A 15,883-nucleotide genomic window follows, 5' to 3' on the forward strand; every position below is an offset into this window, starting at 1 on the left:
TCACTTTTCCAAAATAAACAGGTTATTGCTGGGGTGACACTCGGCAACGAAGCGCTCTTTGAGTTCCCGGTCAAACGTCATCAGATAGACATTCGCGCTGCGAAGCGAAAGTTTTTTAAAATGGCCTAGCAAAATATCGTCTGCGACGTTCTTGCCGTGATCGCATTTGGTAAAATTAAAAGAGTTCAGACTCTTTTTATAATCGTACAGATCCGCTTCCCATTGGCTTTTGTACAGATACAGCGAATCGGGATTGGCTGCGACGTAAATGCGGTTGTCGGGGATGTCGAATTTTTCGATGACGTCGTTAAAAAGCGATCCGATATTGGAAAAGTTTTCGATATCCCAAAACAGATAATCGCCCCGGTTCTCCGTCGCCTTTGTTTTGTTGATCAGCGTAAGACGTTTGGAAATATTGTAATGGTTGTGGGCGATATCATTGGTCAGCTCGATCGTATTTTTGAGCTTTGACGCGTCACTGGTATCAAACCGCAGTACGTTTCCCAATGCGATGTAGAGATCAATGTCCGCAAGCTCCTGTCTTGAGCCCCCTTTTTGGTAACTTTCCAATGCTTTCAGCTTATAGGGCGGAAACAGTATCCCTATCTCCATCTTTTTACCGGTTCCAAAAGCATTTTTAACCCTGGAAAAAACCCGCTTGGCTTCCTCGCTTCCGTCGAGTTCTATCGTGCCGTAATATTTTTGATTGATGATGATTTTTTGCACGTGTCCCCCCTTATTCACCGTATTTTAGCGTTTGATTCTTCATCTTTTAACCCTATTTACAGTTTATTCCCTGATGCAGTTTGAGTTAAATTTAAAACGCTATAATAAACGAAAATTTTTGATCAAGATACCAAACATGATGATACGATATTTAATCCTTCTATTTATTTTTACCCTCTCCCTCTACGCACAAATCGATAAAGACGAACTCGATAAACTCAACGTCGAAGCACTGCTGATCAAAGAACTCACCACCGGTGAAGTCATCTATTCCAAAGAGGCGCTCAAAGAAGTCAAACCCGCCAGCCTCACCAAAATCATGACCGCCATACTGGCGATAGAACAGCAAGACCTCATGACTCCCGTCATCATCACTAAAGAGATGATTCAGGTCGAACCGACCAAAGCGGGCTACAAAGAGGGGGAGATTATTTTGCTCGGCGACTTGATTAAAGCGGCGATGATCAAATCCGACAACGATGCCGCCATGGCTGTCGCCATCGCGGTAGGCGGCAATATGGCTCATTTTGTCGAGATGATGAATCAAAAAGCCGAACTGATCGGGATGAACGATACCCATTTTACCAATCCGTGCGGATTTGATATCGGCGAACACCATTCGACCCCGATCGATCTGCTCAAACTCGCCGAATACGCTATTCAAAATCCGCTTTTCAATGATATTACCCGTCAAAACCAGCACATCTATTATTCGCTCAATACCAACCGCAAATTTGTGGCCAAAACACATAATCACCTCTTAAACCGCTATGAATATGCCGTCGGGGTGAAAACGGGATATACCTCCAAAGCGGGGCCATGCTTCATCGCCCGTGCCAAAAAAGGGGACAACGACTGTCTCATTATCATGCTCAATTCCAAAGAGAACCGATGGACGATCGCCCAGCAGATTTTCGAGCAGGTATTTCAGCCGGCAATCGATCTCTGGGAAAAAGTATAAATTGTCATTTTATACAACAATCTCTCGATTTCTTTCTATTCAGATGTTCATCTCCTGTTAATAGGATTTTTGTATAATTGATCTTTAGTTTTTAACTACAAATAAGGTTCACCCATGCTCTCCTCCGCCTGCCAAGATACGATACGTGCCGCCGTCTGGCTCTCCACTAAACCCGTAGGAGAGTTCCATCGAATCCATATTATCAGCGAAGAACTCGGCCTCCCGTTTCACTTTTTAGCCAAATCATTGCAGAAACTGGTTCATGCAGGCATCCTGATTTCGCAGCGGGGAGCCACCGGAGGGGTCACTCTGGCACGAAGCCCCTCAGAAATCACCCTCCTCTCAATTATCGAAGCGGTGGACGGAACAACCTTTTTTGATGCCTGCGTTTTGGGAATCGGCGATTGCGAAGCGGAAAAACCGTGTGCCCTCCATGCCCAATGGGATATATGGCGTCAGGAAATGATCGAAATGTACTCCGCTATGCGTCTCAATGAACTCGTCGACGATCTCCTTTTACGAAAAATCAAACGTATTTAATTCTCTCCTTTCTCCCTAAAAAACAGTGTGTGACTGTTTTTTAATCAATCTTCCGTGTATATTTCAGACTTTTTGCTCTACAATTATTTCAGATAAAAATATCCTAATAAGGTCTCTCCATGAAATACATGACATTATCAGCCGTTTCCACCCTCGCTCTTGCCGGTGGTTCAAATGCACCGCTACAGGCGGATGAGGGTTTTTCCCTTTTCAATGACGCAAAGTTTAGCGCACAAATTCGTCCTCGTTACGAAAATGTAGACGATGACAGTAACACAAAAAAAGATGCCAACGCTATGAGCCTCCGTGCCTCTATCGGTCTCGAAACCGGTCTTTTTAGTCTAGATGGGCTCAGTATAAAAGTCGAAGGGACCACAGTTCAGACCCTCGGTGCCGAACGCTACAACGATAAATCCCCGGATGCCCATACCGCCTACGACGTCGTTGCCGATCCGGAACAAACCCGATTTACGCAGGCATATCTCCAGTACAAATACGGTGCTACAACCGCTAAAATCGGGCGGCAGATCATCAATCTCGATAATCAGCGCTTCATCGGTTCGGTAGACTGGAGACAGATGCCTCAAAGTTTTGATGCAGTTACCCTAAACAATACATCCATTGCAGGCTTAAATCTCACGGGAGCCTATATCTACAGTTATGCGACCGTATTTGACGAACATACATGGGACAGCAAATCGCTGATTCTGAACGGATCGTATAAAATTAGCGATCTGGTAAAAGTGACGGTGTACGATTATATGATCTCATCAGAAAAATCGGCCTATGGCAGCGATACCTTCGGATTGGCTTTCAGCGGCAATATTCCGGTCTCTGCGGCAAAAGTGGACTACCGCGCCGAATACGCCAGACAAGGAGACGCTACCTTCAAAACGGTGGGAGTGGACGAAAACAAAAACGACGCATACTATTATAACCTCGATGCAATGGCTAATCTGAACGGCCTTTTATTCGGGGCCGGATATGAGTTTCTAAGCGGAAAAGGGAGTGCCGACGAAACGGCTTTTCAGACTCCGCTGGCAACTTTGCATAAATTCAACGGATGGGCGGATAAATTTCTCTCTACACCCTTCGGCGGATTATGCGATACCAGTGTAAGTCTCGGATACACTGCACCGGGTTTGGGAAAAGCATTGGCGGTTTATCACTCATTCGAAACGGATGTTGATATGAGCGGGAAAAACGATCTCGGAAGCGAATGGGATTTTATGTACACGAATACTATTCCCGGAATAAAAGGGCTTAATGGTCTAATCAAAGCCGCATACTATGACGGGGGAAATGTGAGCGGCTACAACGCCGACGTCACCAAATTCTGGCTTCAGTTCGATTACAAATTCTAGACTTTTCTCTGCCTCTGGCGGAGTCAACCGACTTCCTTCGAACGCCTCTTATACTTTAGGATTTCCGATACGCTCAAAAAACCGCCGGCAAATCCCGATTATCTTTTCCTGACGTGCTTTTCCGACCGGCTCGCTTTTGCGGATACTGTCTACCTGATCGATCAGCCCGCCGATCCCTTGCGGAATCCACCCGCTCAGATATTTACGCAGCGCCGAACTCACGGCCGGGGCACGCCCCGCCGTATTGATTCCGAGACATAAATCCCCCTCGACAATCAGTGCCGGGAAAATAAAACTGCATAATTCGGGGGAATCGACACAATTGACCGGTATTTTCGCTTCCATACACGTGCGGTAAATGTTTTTCTGCTCTTCGAGGATATCCAATGCCCCGATGACCAAAAAGCGGTTTTCCAGATCATTCATTCGGTACTCTCTCTCGATAAGCTCGATCGGATATATCAGAGCCAATGCCCGTATATCTCCATGAATTATCGGCGCGATGACACACAGGCGCGGAGAAAACTTGACCAATTGCTCGATCTTTCGCAAAGCGACTTCACCGCCGCCTATCACCAGACAATCGCGATCTTTCAAATCGACGAACATCGGAAAAAGCGCCATGGTACTCTCCTTCTAAAAATTTTGCATTATTGATTAAAAAATAATCATAAGTTTGTACTCATTGCCTGCAATTTTACACTATTATTTTTAAAGATAAAAAAGTCTTAAATAAAAGACGCGCAGAAAGGAACTATTATGTCCGGCAAACTTTACCTTATCGGTTGTGGACCGGGTGATGCTGATTTGCTGACCCTTAAAGCACTGAAAACCTTTCAAAAACTCGATGTCGCCCTTATAGATCACCTCCTCTCCCAAGAGATCATCGATCTGATCCCCGTTCATACGAATGTGATCTTCGTCGGTAAAGAGAAAGGGCATCACAGCGTAACGCAGTCTGAAATCAACCGCATCATCGTCGAACATGCATCCAAAGGCCTGACTGTCGGACGGCTCAAATGCGGTGACCCCTATCTGTTCGGACGCGGCAGCGAAGAGGCTGTTTATGCGGCTGAAAACGCTCTGGATGTCGAAGTGATCCCCGGAATCTCTTCCGCACTTAGCGCTCCCCTTTCTGCCGGCATCGCTCCGACCGCACGCGGGTATGCGACGGGGATGTCTATCGTGTCGGCCCATTTGGCGGGGGATCGGGTCAATCTGGGATGGGTGCCGCTTTTGGGGATGCGCAACCATACAACCGTCGTCCTGATGGGTCTGAGCCGTGCTACTCAAATTGCCGAAGAGGCGCTGACACTGGGAATCGATCCCCTCCTCCCCGTGGCAATCATCTCCAATGCGACGACCGCGGATCAAGAGACCGTTGTAACGACTTTGGCCGATCTCCCCGATGCGGCCAAAAACGCACCCCGCCCTGCCATTTTGGTTTTTGGGGATGTCGTTGCTTTAGAATCGAAACTGCCGAAATATATTTATGAAATCAAACAAGAGAGTTATCATGACACCGCTAGAGCAAGCTAACGCTGATCGCAGCGTCAAACGGCACAAGACCGAAACGATCAAAGACGCTTTCAACGCCGAAAGTGCATGGGAGCGCCTTTTAGGCTATGCTCAAAACGGCTATGCTGCTATCAGTGAAGATGACAAAGATTTCGTCCTCAAAAGTTTCGGGATATTCGACCGTCCCGCCACTCCGGAGCGTTTCATGATCCGCGTCCGCGTCCCAGGCGGTGCGTTAAGCGCCGATCAGGCATCGGTACTGGGAACGGTTGCCCAAACATTCGGCCAAGACTATATCGATATCACAACCCGCCAACAGATCGAATTACGCTATCTGCGGATCGAAGATATCCCTGAAGCACTCCGTATGCTCGAAGATGCGGGGCTGACAAGCTACCAAACGGGAGTCGATAATTTCCGCAACGTCCTGATCGATCCGCTAGACGGTTTGGCGATGGACAACATCATCCCCTGCCGCGATATACTGGAGGGTATCCAGTCCGTGTTTTTAAAAAATCCCGACTGGATTACGACACTGCCCCGAAAATTCAACATCGGGATCAACGGTTCACTCAGTAACCGATGCAATATCTTCGGTCAGGATTTCGCCCTCTCTCTCGCTCAAAAAAAGGGAATGTACGGATTTAACCTCTATTTGGGAGGACGTGTCGGATCGCTGGCGCAAAGTGCCGATATGTTTGTCCGTCCCGATCAGGCCATCGCGCTCTTCGTAGCGGTCGCCACCCTATTTAAAACCTACGGCTTCCGGGACAACCGCAACAAAAACCGTCTCAAATTTCTGATCGAATCGGTCGGCATGGAAACTTTCCGTGCAGCCATCGAAACGCAGCTTGGCTATCCTCTTCCCTATGAGGGAGAAAGTCTGTGTTCCCTGGAAGGGGGAGACCATTACGGTAAAATCGCATTAAATGACGGCTCTTTCGCCCTCTATGCAGCCGTCCCTTCGGGAGTATTCAGCGGCTCGGATCTCATCGAAGCGGCACATACGGCCCGATCCCAAAACGGTGCGATACGCCTTACTATCGAACAAAATCTTATCATCACGGGAATCTGTGACGAAACCTCCGCACTCCAATCGCCGCTGTTTACCAAATATCCCAACCGCCCTTCTGCTTATATGGCAAATCTGATCGCCTGTGCCGGAACAGAGCATTGTCCGTTCGGCGTCATTCCCAACAAACCTGATGCCATCAGTATGGGAGAATACCTGAGCCATACGGTTCCGATCGAAGATGCAAAAGTCCGTCTGTACTGGTCTGCCTGTGTGAAAGGGTGCGGCATCCATGGCGCCGGAGACCTCGGGTTTGTCGGGTGTAAAGTTCCGCGCAATGGGAAAACCGTTTTGGGGGTCGATATCTTTATCGGCGGTACTCTCAGCGGCGAAGGGGGAGAAGGACATCTGCTCCTCAAAGGGATCGTTTTGGAAGAGGCAAAAGAGTACGTCGCCGAGCTCATGTATCTCTACCGTGATCTGCGCCGCCCCAAAGAGAGTCTGGAAAAATTCATTGCCCGCCTGCAAAGCCGATATACAAACTTTGCAATCGCCTTTATAATGCGATGGAATCGGCGTATGCGCTTGGAATCCATGGAAGCGATGGTGACCCCCTCACTCAAATCGTTCGGAAGCAACCACCGCGAAAACGAGGAAATTTTTGCTTTCGGATTACAGCTGGTACACTCTCTGACAGGATCAAAAGCATACGATACGGAAGAGCCTTTTGCTGAGGGGAAAAAACCGTTTGCGTTTCATCAAAAAACGTTCCCGGACGCTTATGCCCCCTTTTATGCCGTGATCGAAAGAATGGTCCATCCGCACCCGTTGAAACGCTATACGGTCTTTACCGAGATTCTCAGCGATCTGAAAGAAGCCGGATATGAACTCTGATACCGCCGTATCGACCGGATGCCCTTTTTGCGGCACAGGCTGTGCGCTAAGCGTATCCTGCATACCTAAGGGGTATAAAGTCAAAGGGGACGCTGATAATCCCTCTACACAGGGAGATCTATGCTTCAAGCCCATCCAAATGGCCACCGCACTGGATACCGGCCGATTGCAGACACCTCTCTACCGACGCGACAAGAATGATCCCTTCACTCCGATCGGCTGGGACGAAGCGATCATTATTTTGGCAGATGCCATCCGCTCTCTCCCCAAAGAGGCACTCTATCTTTATCTCTCGGGACAACTCCTCAGCGAAGAGAGCTACCTTTTCACCAAACTGTTCAAAGGGTACATCGGTACCAACAATGTCGATGCCAATTCACGGTTATGTATGGCCAGCGCGGTCGTCGCCCATAAAATGGCATTCGGAAGCGACGGTCCGGTCGGAAACTACCGCGATATCGACGATGCCGACGTTATCCTCATCTCCGGTTCCAATCCCGCATGGGCGCACCCCGTCATATTTCGCCGCATCCTCGCGCGTAAAAAAGCCCATCCGCAGACACTGATCCTCACCATCGATCCGATCTGCACGGAAACAGCGGAAAAAAGCGATCATTGGATCGCCTTAAACAGCGGAAGCGATACGATGCTTTACAATGCCCTCTTCGCCGAACTCTACCGCAGAGGCTCATGTGATACCGATTTTATCCATCGCGCTACGGAAGGGTTTGAACTCACCCTTGCCGAAGCCAAAAACACTCCATTCGACGAAGCGATTGCGGCATGCGGTGTCTCGCCGGAAAATGCCCGAATACTGCTCGATGCTTTCGGATCGGATAAAAAGATTGTCGGACTCTGGTGTCAGGGGCTGAATCAGGCTGAAGACGGGGTGATGCGAAATCTCGGTTTTATCAATCTCTTCCTCGCGACAGGACGACTCAATGCGACCAAAGGACTCCCCCTCTCTCTCACCGGCCAACCCAACGCCATGGGAGGGCGCGAAGCGGGTTATCTCTCCAATGCCCTGCCGGGATATCGGGACGTCCGAAACACTCAGGACCGTATAACATGCGAATCACACTGGAAGCTCTCTGAGGGAAAAATCCTTCCGCAGCCCGGGATTACGATCACCGATGCGATCGATCAGATTCATGCGGGAGAGATCCGTTTGCTATGGGTAGCCTGCACCAATCCGCTCCTCACCCTCCCCGATCTGAACCGTACCCGCTCGGCACTCGAAAATCCCGATCTGTTTTTAGTCGTCCAAGATTGTGTGCTCAGCGAAACGGTACAGCTGGCGAACCTCGTCCTTCCGACTCATGCCTGGGGCGAAAAAGAGGGAAGTATGACCAACTCGGAACGATTCATCAAACGGGTCCGTCCGTTCAAATCGCCGATAGAGGGAGCAAAAAGCGATACCGAAATAATCCTGCTCACCGCAAAAGCGCTCGGATTCGAAGGATTTGACTATCCCGATATTCAATCTGTCTACGATGACTACAAACAGCTCAGCGCCCATCGGCTCTGCGACCAAAGCGATCAGAAATATACGACTCTCTCGTATCAGTGGGGTGGAGAACGCCTTTATCAGGATGAACGGTTTGCAACGCCGTCTCATAAGGCCCAATTTCATCCCGTCGTCTCTACTGCCCCCAAAATCGAACTTGAGCATTTTGTGCTATTGACGGGACGTACGAAAAAACAGTGGCATACGATGACGCGGACCGGATTGGTTCCCGAACTGCTCAAAAGCGAAGAAAAACCTTATCTGCTGATGAATGCTGCAGAAGCCGAAGCATTGGGGATACAGGAAGGAGAGAGCGTTTTACTCTCCAATGAGCTTGACGCTTTGCAGCTAGATGTCCGATTCGGTCTGTTGGCACCGCGCCACGTTTTTGCTCCATTCGGTTATCCACAAGTCCCGGTCAATAGCCTGATAGCGGTTAAAAATGACCCTTTTTCTTTTCAAAGTGCTCTCAAATCAGCATATGTCTCGATCAGCCGCTTATCAAAATAAATTATGACTTCTTATTTTTAGGATGATGGAAAACAAACACTTTTATGCTATTATCATCATTAAACACGTTTATTGACAAAGGGGTACACTGTGCCTAATGCCCGTAAAACAGCTTTGCTGTCGAGATATCTGCTGTTTTTCATCATCGGGTTTATGCTCTTGGTTATCAGTTCTCTCGTTTGGAATATCCATAATACCAATCAACAAATCCTGCAACTCGCCACGCAGGAAGCGAAGACCAACCTCAACAAAGATCTTGCATTTCGTTTGTGGGCGACACGCCACGGCGGAGCCTATCTTGTCGTCGACAAGAATACACAACCCATCCCCTATCTGGCACACATAAAAGACCGCGATATCAATATCAGCAATACAAAAATGCTTACTCTTTATAATCCCGCCAAAATGCTCCGCGAGGTTATGAACGACTACAATAAACTTTACGGTGTCAAAGCCCGCATTACCGGAAAAATTTACATGAACCCGGAAAACGCCCCCGATGCCTGGGAATCCAAAGCGCTCGACATCCTCTCAAAAGGGAAAAAAGAGTACGCGGAAATCATTCAAATCGGGGGCAAACGCTATCTGCGTATGATGCAGCCGATGTACATGGAACAAGGGTGTATGAAATGCCACGCATGGACCGGAATCCCTGTCGGAGGGTTACGCGGTGCCACCGACGTCACGATCCCTTTGGAAGGGTATCGTGTGATAGAGAGAAACGCTGTCACAAAACTGATTTTTACCCATCTGCTCCTTTGGATCATCGGAATCGGTATTATCCTCTTTCTCGGACGTCGGCTGATCGGAAGCGAAAAAGCGGTTGAAACCAATCAACAACGCCTTCAAATGCTCTCTCAAGCCCTGGAACAAAGCGGAAACGGAATGATTATCACAAATACCCACGGGGTTATTGAATACATTAACAAAGCCTTTACCGCTATCAACGGTTATACCAAAAAAGAGCTTATCGGAAAAAAACCCAATCTTATGCGCAGCGACCTCAATTCTCCCGAGCTTTATAAAACCATGTGGGATACGATCTCATCCGGCTTGACATGGAGAGGAGAATTTAAAAATCAGAAAAAAAATGGCACGATTTACTGGTGTCTGGAAACTATCTCCCCCGTTTTTGACGATGACGGGAAAATTACCCACTACATCGGCGTTATCGAAGATATCCAAGACCGTAAACATGCAGAAGAACATATCCAGCAGCTCGTTTTATTTGACCCTCTGACCAAACTGCCAAACCGCCATTTCTTTCGAGAACGCCTTAATGCCAAAATTTTGGAAAGTCACGAAAACGAAAAAATATTCGGTCTGATTTATATCGATTTGGACCGCTTCAAGATGGTCAATGATTCATTAGGACACTCCGTCGGCGATCAACTTTTGCAAAACCTTGCCGACCGATTTACCCAAATCTGCAACGGCGATCACTTTTGTGTACGGCTCGGGGGAGACGAGTTCGCGATCATCACCGATTTTTCCGATTCAAAAGATTCGATAGAAGCGATTGTCCACAGTGTTTTGCAGATGATGAAGGATCCGTTCTTCATCGAACAAAACGATATTTACATGACGGCAAGTATCGGTATCTCTCTTTACCCCCATGACGGAGACGATGCCGAAACACTGATTAAAGCAGCTGATATGGCGATGTACGGAGCAAAACTCAAAGGGAAAAACACCTATCTCTTTTACGAACCGACCAACGGCGATTTCGCGTCCGAAACGCTCATTATTGAAAACGGCCTGCGTAAAGCCATCGGCACAGACGAACTCTTCCTTGTCTATCAGCCCAAATACAATACACTGGACAAACGGTTTGTCGGTGTCGAAGTGCTGATCCGTTGGAACAGTCCGACACTCGGATTTATGAGCCCTGCCCGATTTATCCCGATTGCCGAAGAGACCGATTTAATCATTACACTGGGCGAATGGATACTCCGCGAAGCGTTATCGCAGATGATGCTACTTTCTAAATCGATCGGTTTCGTTCCCAATATTTCAGTCAATCTCTCTCCCGTACAGTTTCGAAACCGCCATCTCAACGAGATCATCACAAACTGCCTCCACGACACCGGATTTCCGGCCGAGAAGCTCGAACTCGAAATTACCGAAGGGGCACTCGTCGACAATCCGGCGCTTGCAATAGAAAAAATGAATTTACTTACCCAACACGGCATCACGTTTTCGATTGACGACTTCGGAACGGGTTACTCGTCGATGTCGTATCTGAAAAAATTCCCGGTTTCGACTCTGAAAATCGACAAATCGTTTGTCGATGACCTCGCTACCGATCCGCACGATCGTGCTATTGTTCAGGCAATTATCACCTTGGCAGATTCTCTGGGAATTAAAACCATCGCAGAAGGAACTGAAACAATCGAACAAATTGCCATTCTGAATGAATTGGAATGTTTCACGATACAAGGATATTGGCATAGCCGACCGCTCAGTTATCCCGATCTTGTAGAGTATTTTAGAAAAACGAAATCGTAACCGCACTTAAACCCATCCGGAGTATAATCCGCTTTATGAACCGTGAACATATTACCTTCAATATCGATCCGACCCCTTCGCTTCCGACACGAAAATGCCGATTAAGTGCAAAAGTTCTGGGATGGCTGCTAAGTTATGGCAACTATCTATTGGCTTTGGCGGGATGGTGGATGGTTGACTGGTTCGCCGCGATCGGAATCTTTTTACTCGGAATCATCATCTTCGGAATTATCCGAAGCAAACTGCGCAACGATTCGATTCCTCCTTCTCAACGCGAACTCTCGTACAGCGATTACGCAATCGCAACCTGGTATCTTTCCCGTAATTATTGTGACTAAAGAAGCAGCATCTTCCGTATATTCTGATCGTCGCTGCTGCCTGTGACCTCCTATCGGATACGACCCTTCTAAGCTCCCATCCGCTATAATTGGTATGCACATATCCTCACTTTAGGAATACTATATACTATGGCATTAGTCGATCTTCTCAACGTCTCTAAACACTACGAAGCCCAAAAAATTTTAGAAAACGTCAATTTTCATATCGATGAAGGGGAACGGATCGTTATCGTAGGTAAAAACGGCAGCGGAAAATCGACGTTGATGAAAATCGTTGCCGGGGTGCTCGATGCGGATGAGGGAGAGCGGATCAACCGTCAGGGGATCGAGATTAAAATGCTCTCCCAGGTTCCGAAATTCGAACCCGGACACAATGTCCGCGAAGCGATCGAAGCGGGTCTGGGGGAACTCAAATCGGCAAAAGTCCGTTTCGACGAAATCTCTTTAGTTTTGGCAGAGCAGTACGACAATGCGGCTTTGCTTGATGAACAAGCCCGTTTGACCAATTTTCTCGATCACCATAATGCATGGAATCTCGACGACAAGATCGAGCGGGTGATGCACCATTTTATGCTCAAAGAGTATGAAGAAAAAAGAGTCGATCTCCTCAGCGGAGGGGAACAGCGCCGCGTCGCACTCGCCTCTTTGCTTCTGCAAAAACCCGATATTCTGCTTTTAGACGAGCCTACCAACCACCTCGACGTCTATATGGTCGAATTCCTCGAAGAACTGATCCTCAAAGAGCGCTTCACTCTCCTTTTTATCTCACATGACCGTTATTTTATCGATCAAGTCGCCACTAAAACCATCGAGGTGGAAGATTGCTCTCTGCGCGAGTTTACCGGAGGATACAGCAACTATCTGGAACAAAAGCAAGAACTCTTGCGGACGATGGCACAGCAGCACGAAAACCTCCTCAAACTTCTCAAAGCCGAGAACGAATGGCTTCGCCGCGGGGTAAAAGCCCGTCTGAAACGGAACGAAGGACGCAAACAGCGGGTATTGCAGCTGCGTGAAGATGCCAAAAACAACCCGAGTAAAATCCGTAAAATGAAACTGGAATTAGAACGCGAAGCGAAACATTTCAACCGTTCCGATGGCGTAAACCGCCAAAAGATGCTTTTTGAGGTCGAGCATCTCGGCCTCAAACTGGGGGATAAAACCCTGATCAAAGACTTTTCGACCCGCATCCTGCAAAAAGACGTGATCGCCGTCGTCGGGCCGAACGGCAGTGGAAAATCGACGCTTTTAAAAGCTCTTTTGGGACGGCTGCAACCGACAAACGGGATCATAAAGATGGGAGAACTTACCATCGGCTATTTCGACCAACACCGAGAAATGCTCAACGATAATCTAAACCTCATCGAAACCTTCTGCCCTCACGGCGGAGACCGCGTCGATGTGATGGGACAAGATTATCATGTCTACGGATATCTTAAAAACTTTCTGTTTCCCCGAGAATTCCTCGATAAAAAAGTCGGAGTACTCAGCGGCGGAGAGAAAAACCGTGTTGCCCTCGCCTTGCTGTTTACCAAAAAAGTGGACTGTCTGATTCTCGACGAACCGACCAACGATCTCGATATTCCGACCATCAATATCCTCGAAGAGAAACTCCAAAGCTTCCCCGGTGCGGTCATTCTCGTCAGCCATGACCGTTATTTCGTCGATAAAATCGCCAAAAAACTTTTTATCTTCAAAGGGGACGGTACGATCGAGGAGAGCTACAAACCTTACAGCGAATACCTCGAAGATGAAAAAGAGTTTCGTGAGATGGATGCGATGGAGGCCGAATTTACCAAATCCTCGACTCCTGCGACAGTTGTACAGGCTGAAAAGCCGAAAGCTCTCAAACTGACATTTAACGAACAAAAAGCGCTCGAAAAGCTCCCTGTCGAAATCGAAGCATTGGAAGCAAAGATTGATGAGCTAAACGCCTCTCTCGCCGATCCACAAAAGTACGAAAAGATCGGAATCAGTATTTTGGCTGAAGAACTCGAAAAAACCAAAGCGCTCTATGAAGAGAAAGTGGATGAATTACTCACTATCGAAGAAAAAGCCGAAGAGATCGAAGCATTAAAAAACAGCTAAGGACGATTGTATGAACATAGAAGAACTTAATTCCCTCTACTCGCATGCGGGATACGTTACGTTCAAAGAGGGGCCGGAGGGATTCCCTGTCGCTCACATCACGACTCCCTATGCTACCGCCATCATCACCCTATACGGTGCACAGCTCCTCTCCTATACTTTTGCTACCGACACTAACGATCTATTGTTTCTCAGTGAAAAAGCGATTTTTAAAGAGGGAACACCTATCCGGGGCGGTGTCCCGATTTGCTGGCCGTGGTTCGGTCCCGATCCGCAAAATCAGGGGCGAAGTGACCACGGACTCGCACGTACCCGCATGTGGAATGTCGTCTCTTCCGATCTTCTAAATAATCGAGAATGCCGTCTTATCTTGGAACTGAACGATACCCCGGAAACCTATGCACTGTGGCCTCACCGCTTCCGTCTCACGCTGACACTCACCGTAGGCGAAACACTCGCGATGGAACTCACCACCCATAACCTCGGCGATACCGCTATGGAACTTACACAGGCACTTCATACCTATTTTAAGCTCGGTGATATTACCCATACGACGATCACAGGATTAGAAAGATTTGCCTACAGCGATAAAACCGACGGCGGAGCTGAAAAGAAAGCAGATAATCCTATCCGTATCCATGCGGAAACGGACCGTATTTATCCGTTTGACGGCGGTGATATTGTCATAAACGATGAGTCGTTCGCCCGAAATATCCGCATTAAATGTGAGAATAGTAAAACGGTAGTAGTCTGGAACCCGTGGATAAGAGTCTGTAAGTTAAAAGCCGACCTAACACCCGAAGATTACACAAAGACGGTCTGCATTGAGACCGCCAATGCGGGAAGTGAGATTATTACCGTACAACCCAAAGAGAGCTATACGCTAAAGGCACTCTACTCGATAGAAGGAGACGATTAACGTCCTCCCCCTTTGCCTCCACCCATTCCGCCGCCCATGCCTGAGCCCATGCCGTTTCCTTGCATCAACCCCTGTCCGCTCCCTTGATTTTTCATTTTAGGTGTGCGGTTTTCAGGACGATTCATAAACTTCTCTTTTTGTTCCGTCGTCATCGTGGATTGTCGATTCATCAATTCATTGTGTAACGCTTCACGCTCCTGCTGAGACGTCATTGTCCCCCGTTTTTCCAACAACTCATCCGTACTCATCGTTTTAAACCGATTTTGGATTTCGTTTTGAACCTGTACACGTTCTTGATTCGTTGCCGCAGTAGCACCGAATGCCAATGTAGCCGCCAAAGCCGAAGCCGACAATAGAGTTATGACTGTTTTCATCTGAAACCTCCTGTGTGGATAAGATAATTATAGTCCCGATATGTTACAGATTTGTTAATCTCGTTTTATATGCCGATCATTGATAATTAAATAATATTTTTTTTGGTACAATAATATTTTGCCTTCATAAGGAAAAATGATGCAAACACTTACGGAACATATTGCTTCTGTTATCCATGAATACAGAGAGAATCGGTTGTTTGAAGAGTGGCTTTCTACAGATACCGCTTCGGTATTTGCAAAAGCATTTAATCTCATGTGTACGCATCATGCCGATAAAGAACAGCTATTTTCCGGCGGGAAAGAGTTGTTCCGTATCGGAGTACCGCCCGGTGCGATGTTACTGATGATTGAAAAAATACAATCGCACGTTCCCGTCGAGTGCATTGCGACGTTGGCATCCCAAAAACATATCCTTGCCTATGCCTATCTGATGGAAAAACTGGACTTTGACCGTCGCAATCTGGAACATTTGGTACACGACTCCGTAAACCTATTCACTACGGCGAATCATATGATCGCCATCGCCCATATTCGGTGGTTGAAACAATGGATAGAAGCGCGCATGGACATGCGGACCGATCAGATCGGAAGAGCGTCGTGTAGGGAAAGAGTGTAGATCTC

Annotated in this window: 13 protein-coding genes; 10 read left to right on the forward strand and 3 right to left on the reverse strand. The window is 47.7% G+C overall.

Going from position 1 to position 15,883, the window contains the following annotated elements; translation table 11 throughout:
• Positions 1-726 carry a hypothetical protein gene (locus Q0389_RS07910; RefSeq protein WP_298693338.1) on the reverse strand — a complete coding sequence of 242 codons (726 nt, stop codon included), beginning with the start codon at positions 724-726 and terminating at the stop codon, positions 1-3.
• Positions 727-862: 136 nt separating this feature from the next.
• On the opposite strand from Q0389_RS07910, the gene Q0389_RS07915 reads away from it, so the two are divergent.
• The 3 genes from Q0389_RS07915 (at position 863) to Q0389_RS07925 (ending at position 3,591) form a co-directional block, all read left to right on the forward strand.
• A complete protein-coding gene (locus tag Q0389_RS07915; RefSeq protein ID WP_298693340.1) occupies positions 863-1,687 on the forward strand; it encodes a D-alanyl-D-alanine carboxypeptidase family protein in 825 nt (274 codons plus the stop codon).
• A 114-nt stretch (positions 1,688-1,801) separates the two neighbouring features.
• Positions 1,802-2,227 carry an Rrf2 family transcriptional regulator gene (locus Q0389_RS07920; RefSeq protein ID WP_298693341.1) on the forward strand — a complete coding sequence of 142 codons (426 nt, stop codon included), beginning with the start codon at positions 1,802-1,804 and terminating at the stop codon, positions 2,225-2,227.
• Between the two features lie 119 nt (positions 2,228-2,346).
• Entirely contained in the window at positions 2,347-3,591 is a 1,245-nt protein-coding gene (locus tag Q0389_RS07925) for an alginate export family protein (RefSeq protein WP_298693342.1), read from the forward strand.
• Positions 3,592-3,639: 48 nt separating this feature from the next.
• Here the strand turns inward: Q0389_RS07925 and Q0389_RS07930 are convergent, their stop codons facing one another.
• Positions 3,640-4,215 carry a bifunctional precorrin-2 dehydrogenase/sirohydrochlorin ferrochelatase gene (locus tag Q0389_RS07930; protein WP_298693344.1) on the reverse strand — a complete coding sequence of 192 codons (576 nt, stop codon included), beginning with the start codon at positions 4,213-4,215 and terminating at the stop codon, positions 3,640-3,642.
• 135 nt (positions 4,216-4,350) lie between these two features.
• On the opposite strand from Q0389_RS07930, the gene cobA reads away from it, so the two are divergent.
• The 7 genes from cobA (at position 4,351) to Q0389_RS07965 (ending at position 14,885) form a co-directional block, all read left to right on the forward strand.
• Positions 4,351-5,130 (forward strand): uroporphyrinogen-III C-methyltransferase, encoded by a 780-nt coding sequence (gene cobA / locus Q0389_RS07935; protein WP_298693345.1) that lies wholly within the window; start codon positions 4,351-4,353, stop codon positions 5,128-5,130.
• Positions 5,108-7,015: a ferredoxin--nitrite reductase gene (locus Q0389_RS07940; RefSeq protein WP_298693346.1), complete on the forward strand. Its 1,908-nt coding sequence runs from the start codon at positions 5,108-5,110 to the stop codon at positions 7,013-7,015. The genes cobA and Q0389_RS07940 overlap by 23 nt, the downstream gene beginning before the upstream one ends.
• Entirely contained in the window at positions 7,005-9,032 is a 2,028-nt protein-coding gene (locus Q0389_RS07945) for a molybdopterin-dependent oxidoreductase (RefSeq protein WP_298693347.1), read from the forward strand. The genes Q0389_RS07940 and Q0389_RS07945 overlap by 11 nt, the downstream gene beginning before the upstream one ends.
• A 90-nt stretch (positions 9,033-9,122) precedes the next feature.
• The gene (locus Q0389_RS07950; protein WP_298693349.1) at positions 9,123-11,540 is read left to right on the forward strand and encodes an EAL domain-containing protein; all 2,418 of its coding nucleotides are present in this window, start codon (positions 9,123-9,125) and stop codon (positions 11,538-11,540) included.
• Positions 11,541-11,575: 35 nt separating this feature from the next.
• Positions 11,576-11,878 carry a hypothetical protein gene (locus Q0389_RS07955; RefSeq protein ID WP_298693350.1) on the forward strand — a complete coding sequence of 101 codons (303 nt, stop codon included), beginning with the start codon at positions 11,576-11,578 and terminating at the stop codon, positions 11,876-11,878.
• A gap of 129 nt (positions 11,879-12,007) precedes the next feature.
• A complete protein-coding gene (gene abc-f / locus Q0389_RS07960; protein WP_298693351.1) occupies positions 12,008-13,966 on the forward strand; it encodes a ribosomal protection-like ABC-F family protein in 1,959 nt (652 codons plus the stop codon).
• A gap of 10 nt (positions 13,967-13,976) precedes the next feature.
• Positions 13,977-14,885, forward strand: coding sequence for a D-hexose-6-phosphate mutarotase (locus Q0389_RS07965; RefSeq protein ID WP_298693353.1), 909 nt, complete (start codon positions 13,977-13,979; stop codon positions 14,883-14,885).
• Here Q0389_RS07965 and Q0389_RS07970 read toward each other — a convergent pair.
• Positions 14,882-15,259 carry a hypothetical protein gene (locus Q0389_RS07970; RefSeq protein WP_298693355.1) on the reverse strand — a complete coding sequence of 126 codons (378 nt, stop codon included), beginning with the start codon at positions 15,257-15,259 and terminating at the stop codon, positions 14,882-14,884. The two genes, Q0389_RS07965 and Q0389_RS07970, sit on opposite strands and share 4 nt — an antisense overlap.
• Positions 15,260-15,883 lie beyond the last annotated feature (624 nt).

It is taken from the genome of uncultured Sulfuricurvum sp., assembly GCF_937936435.1.
In the GTDB taxonomy this organism is placed as follows: domain Bacteria; phylum Campylobacterota; class Campylobacteria; order Campylobacterales; family Sulfurimonadaceae; genus Sulfuricurvum.

Coding starts and splice junctions, on each gene's coding strand:
- Q0389_RS07955 (WP_298693350.1), top strand. CDS start 11,576: ATGAACCGTGAACATATTACCTTCAATATCGATCCGACCCCTTCGCTT.
- Q0389_RS07915 (WP_298693340.1), top strand. CDS start 863: ATGATGATACGATATTTAATCCTTCTATTTATTTTTACCCTCTCCCTC.
- cobA (WP_298693345.1), top strand. CDS start 4,351: ATGTCCGGCAAACTTTACCTTATCGGTTGTGGACCGGGTGATGCTGAT.
- Q0389_RS07965 (WP_298693353.1), top strand. CDS start 13,977: ATGAACATAGAAGAACTTAATTCCCTCTACTCGCATGCGGGATACGTT.
- abc-f (WP_298693351.1), top strand. CDS start 12,008: ATGGCATTAGTCGATCTTCTCAACGTCTCTAAACACTACGAAGCCCAA.
- Q0389_RS07920 (WP_298693341.1), top strand. CDS start 1,802: ATGCTCTCCTCCGCCTGCCAAGATACGATACGTGCCGCCGTCTGGCTC.
- Q0389_RS07925 (WP_298693342.1), top strand. CDS start 2,347: ATGAAATACATGACATTATCAGCCGTTTCCACCCTCGCTCTTGCCGGT.
- Q0389_RS07945 (WP_298693347.1), top strand. CDS start 7,005: ATGAACTCTGATACCGCCGTATCGACCGGATGCCCTTTTTGCGGCACA.
- Q0389_RS07930 (WP_298693344.1), bottom strand. CDS start 4,215: ATGGCGCTTTTTCCGATGTTCGTCGATTTGAAAGATCGCGATTGTCTG.
- Q0389_RS07940 (WP_298693346.1), top strand. CDS start 5,108: ATGACACCGCTAGAGCAAGCTAACGCTGATCGCAGCGTCAAACGGCAC.
- Q0389_RS07970 (WP_298693355.1), bottom strand. CDS start 15,259: ATGAAAACAGTCATAACTCTATTGTCGGCTTCGGCTTTGGCGGCTACA.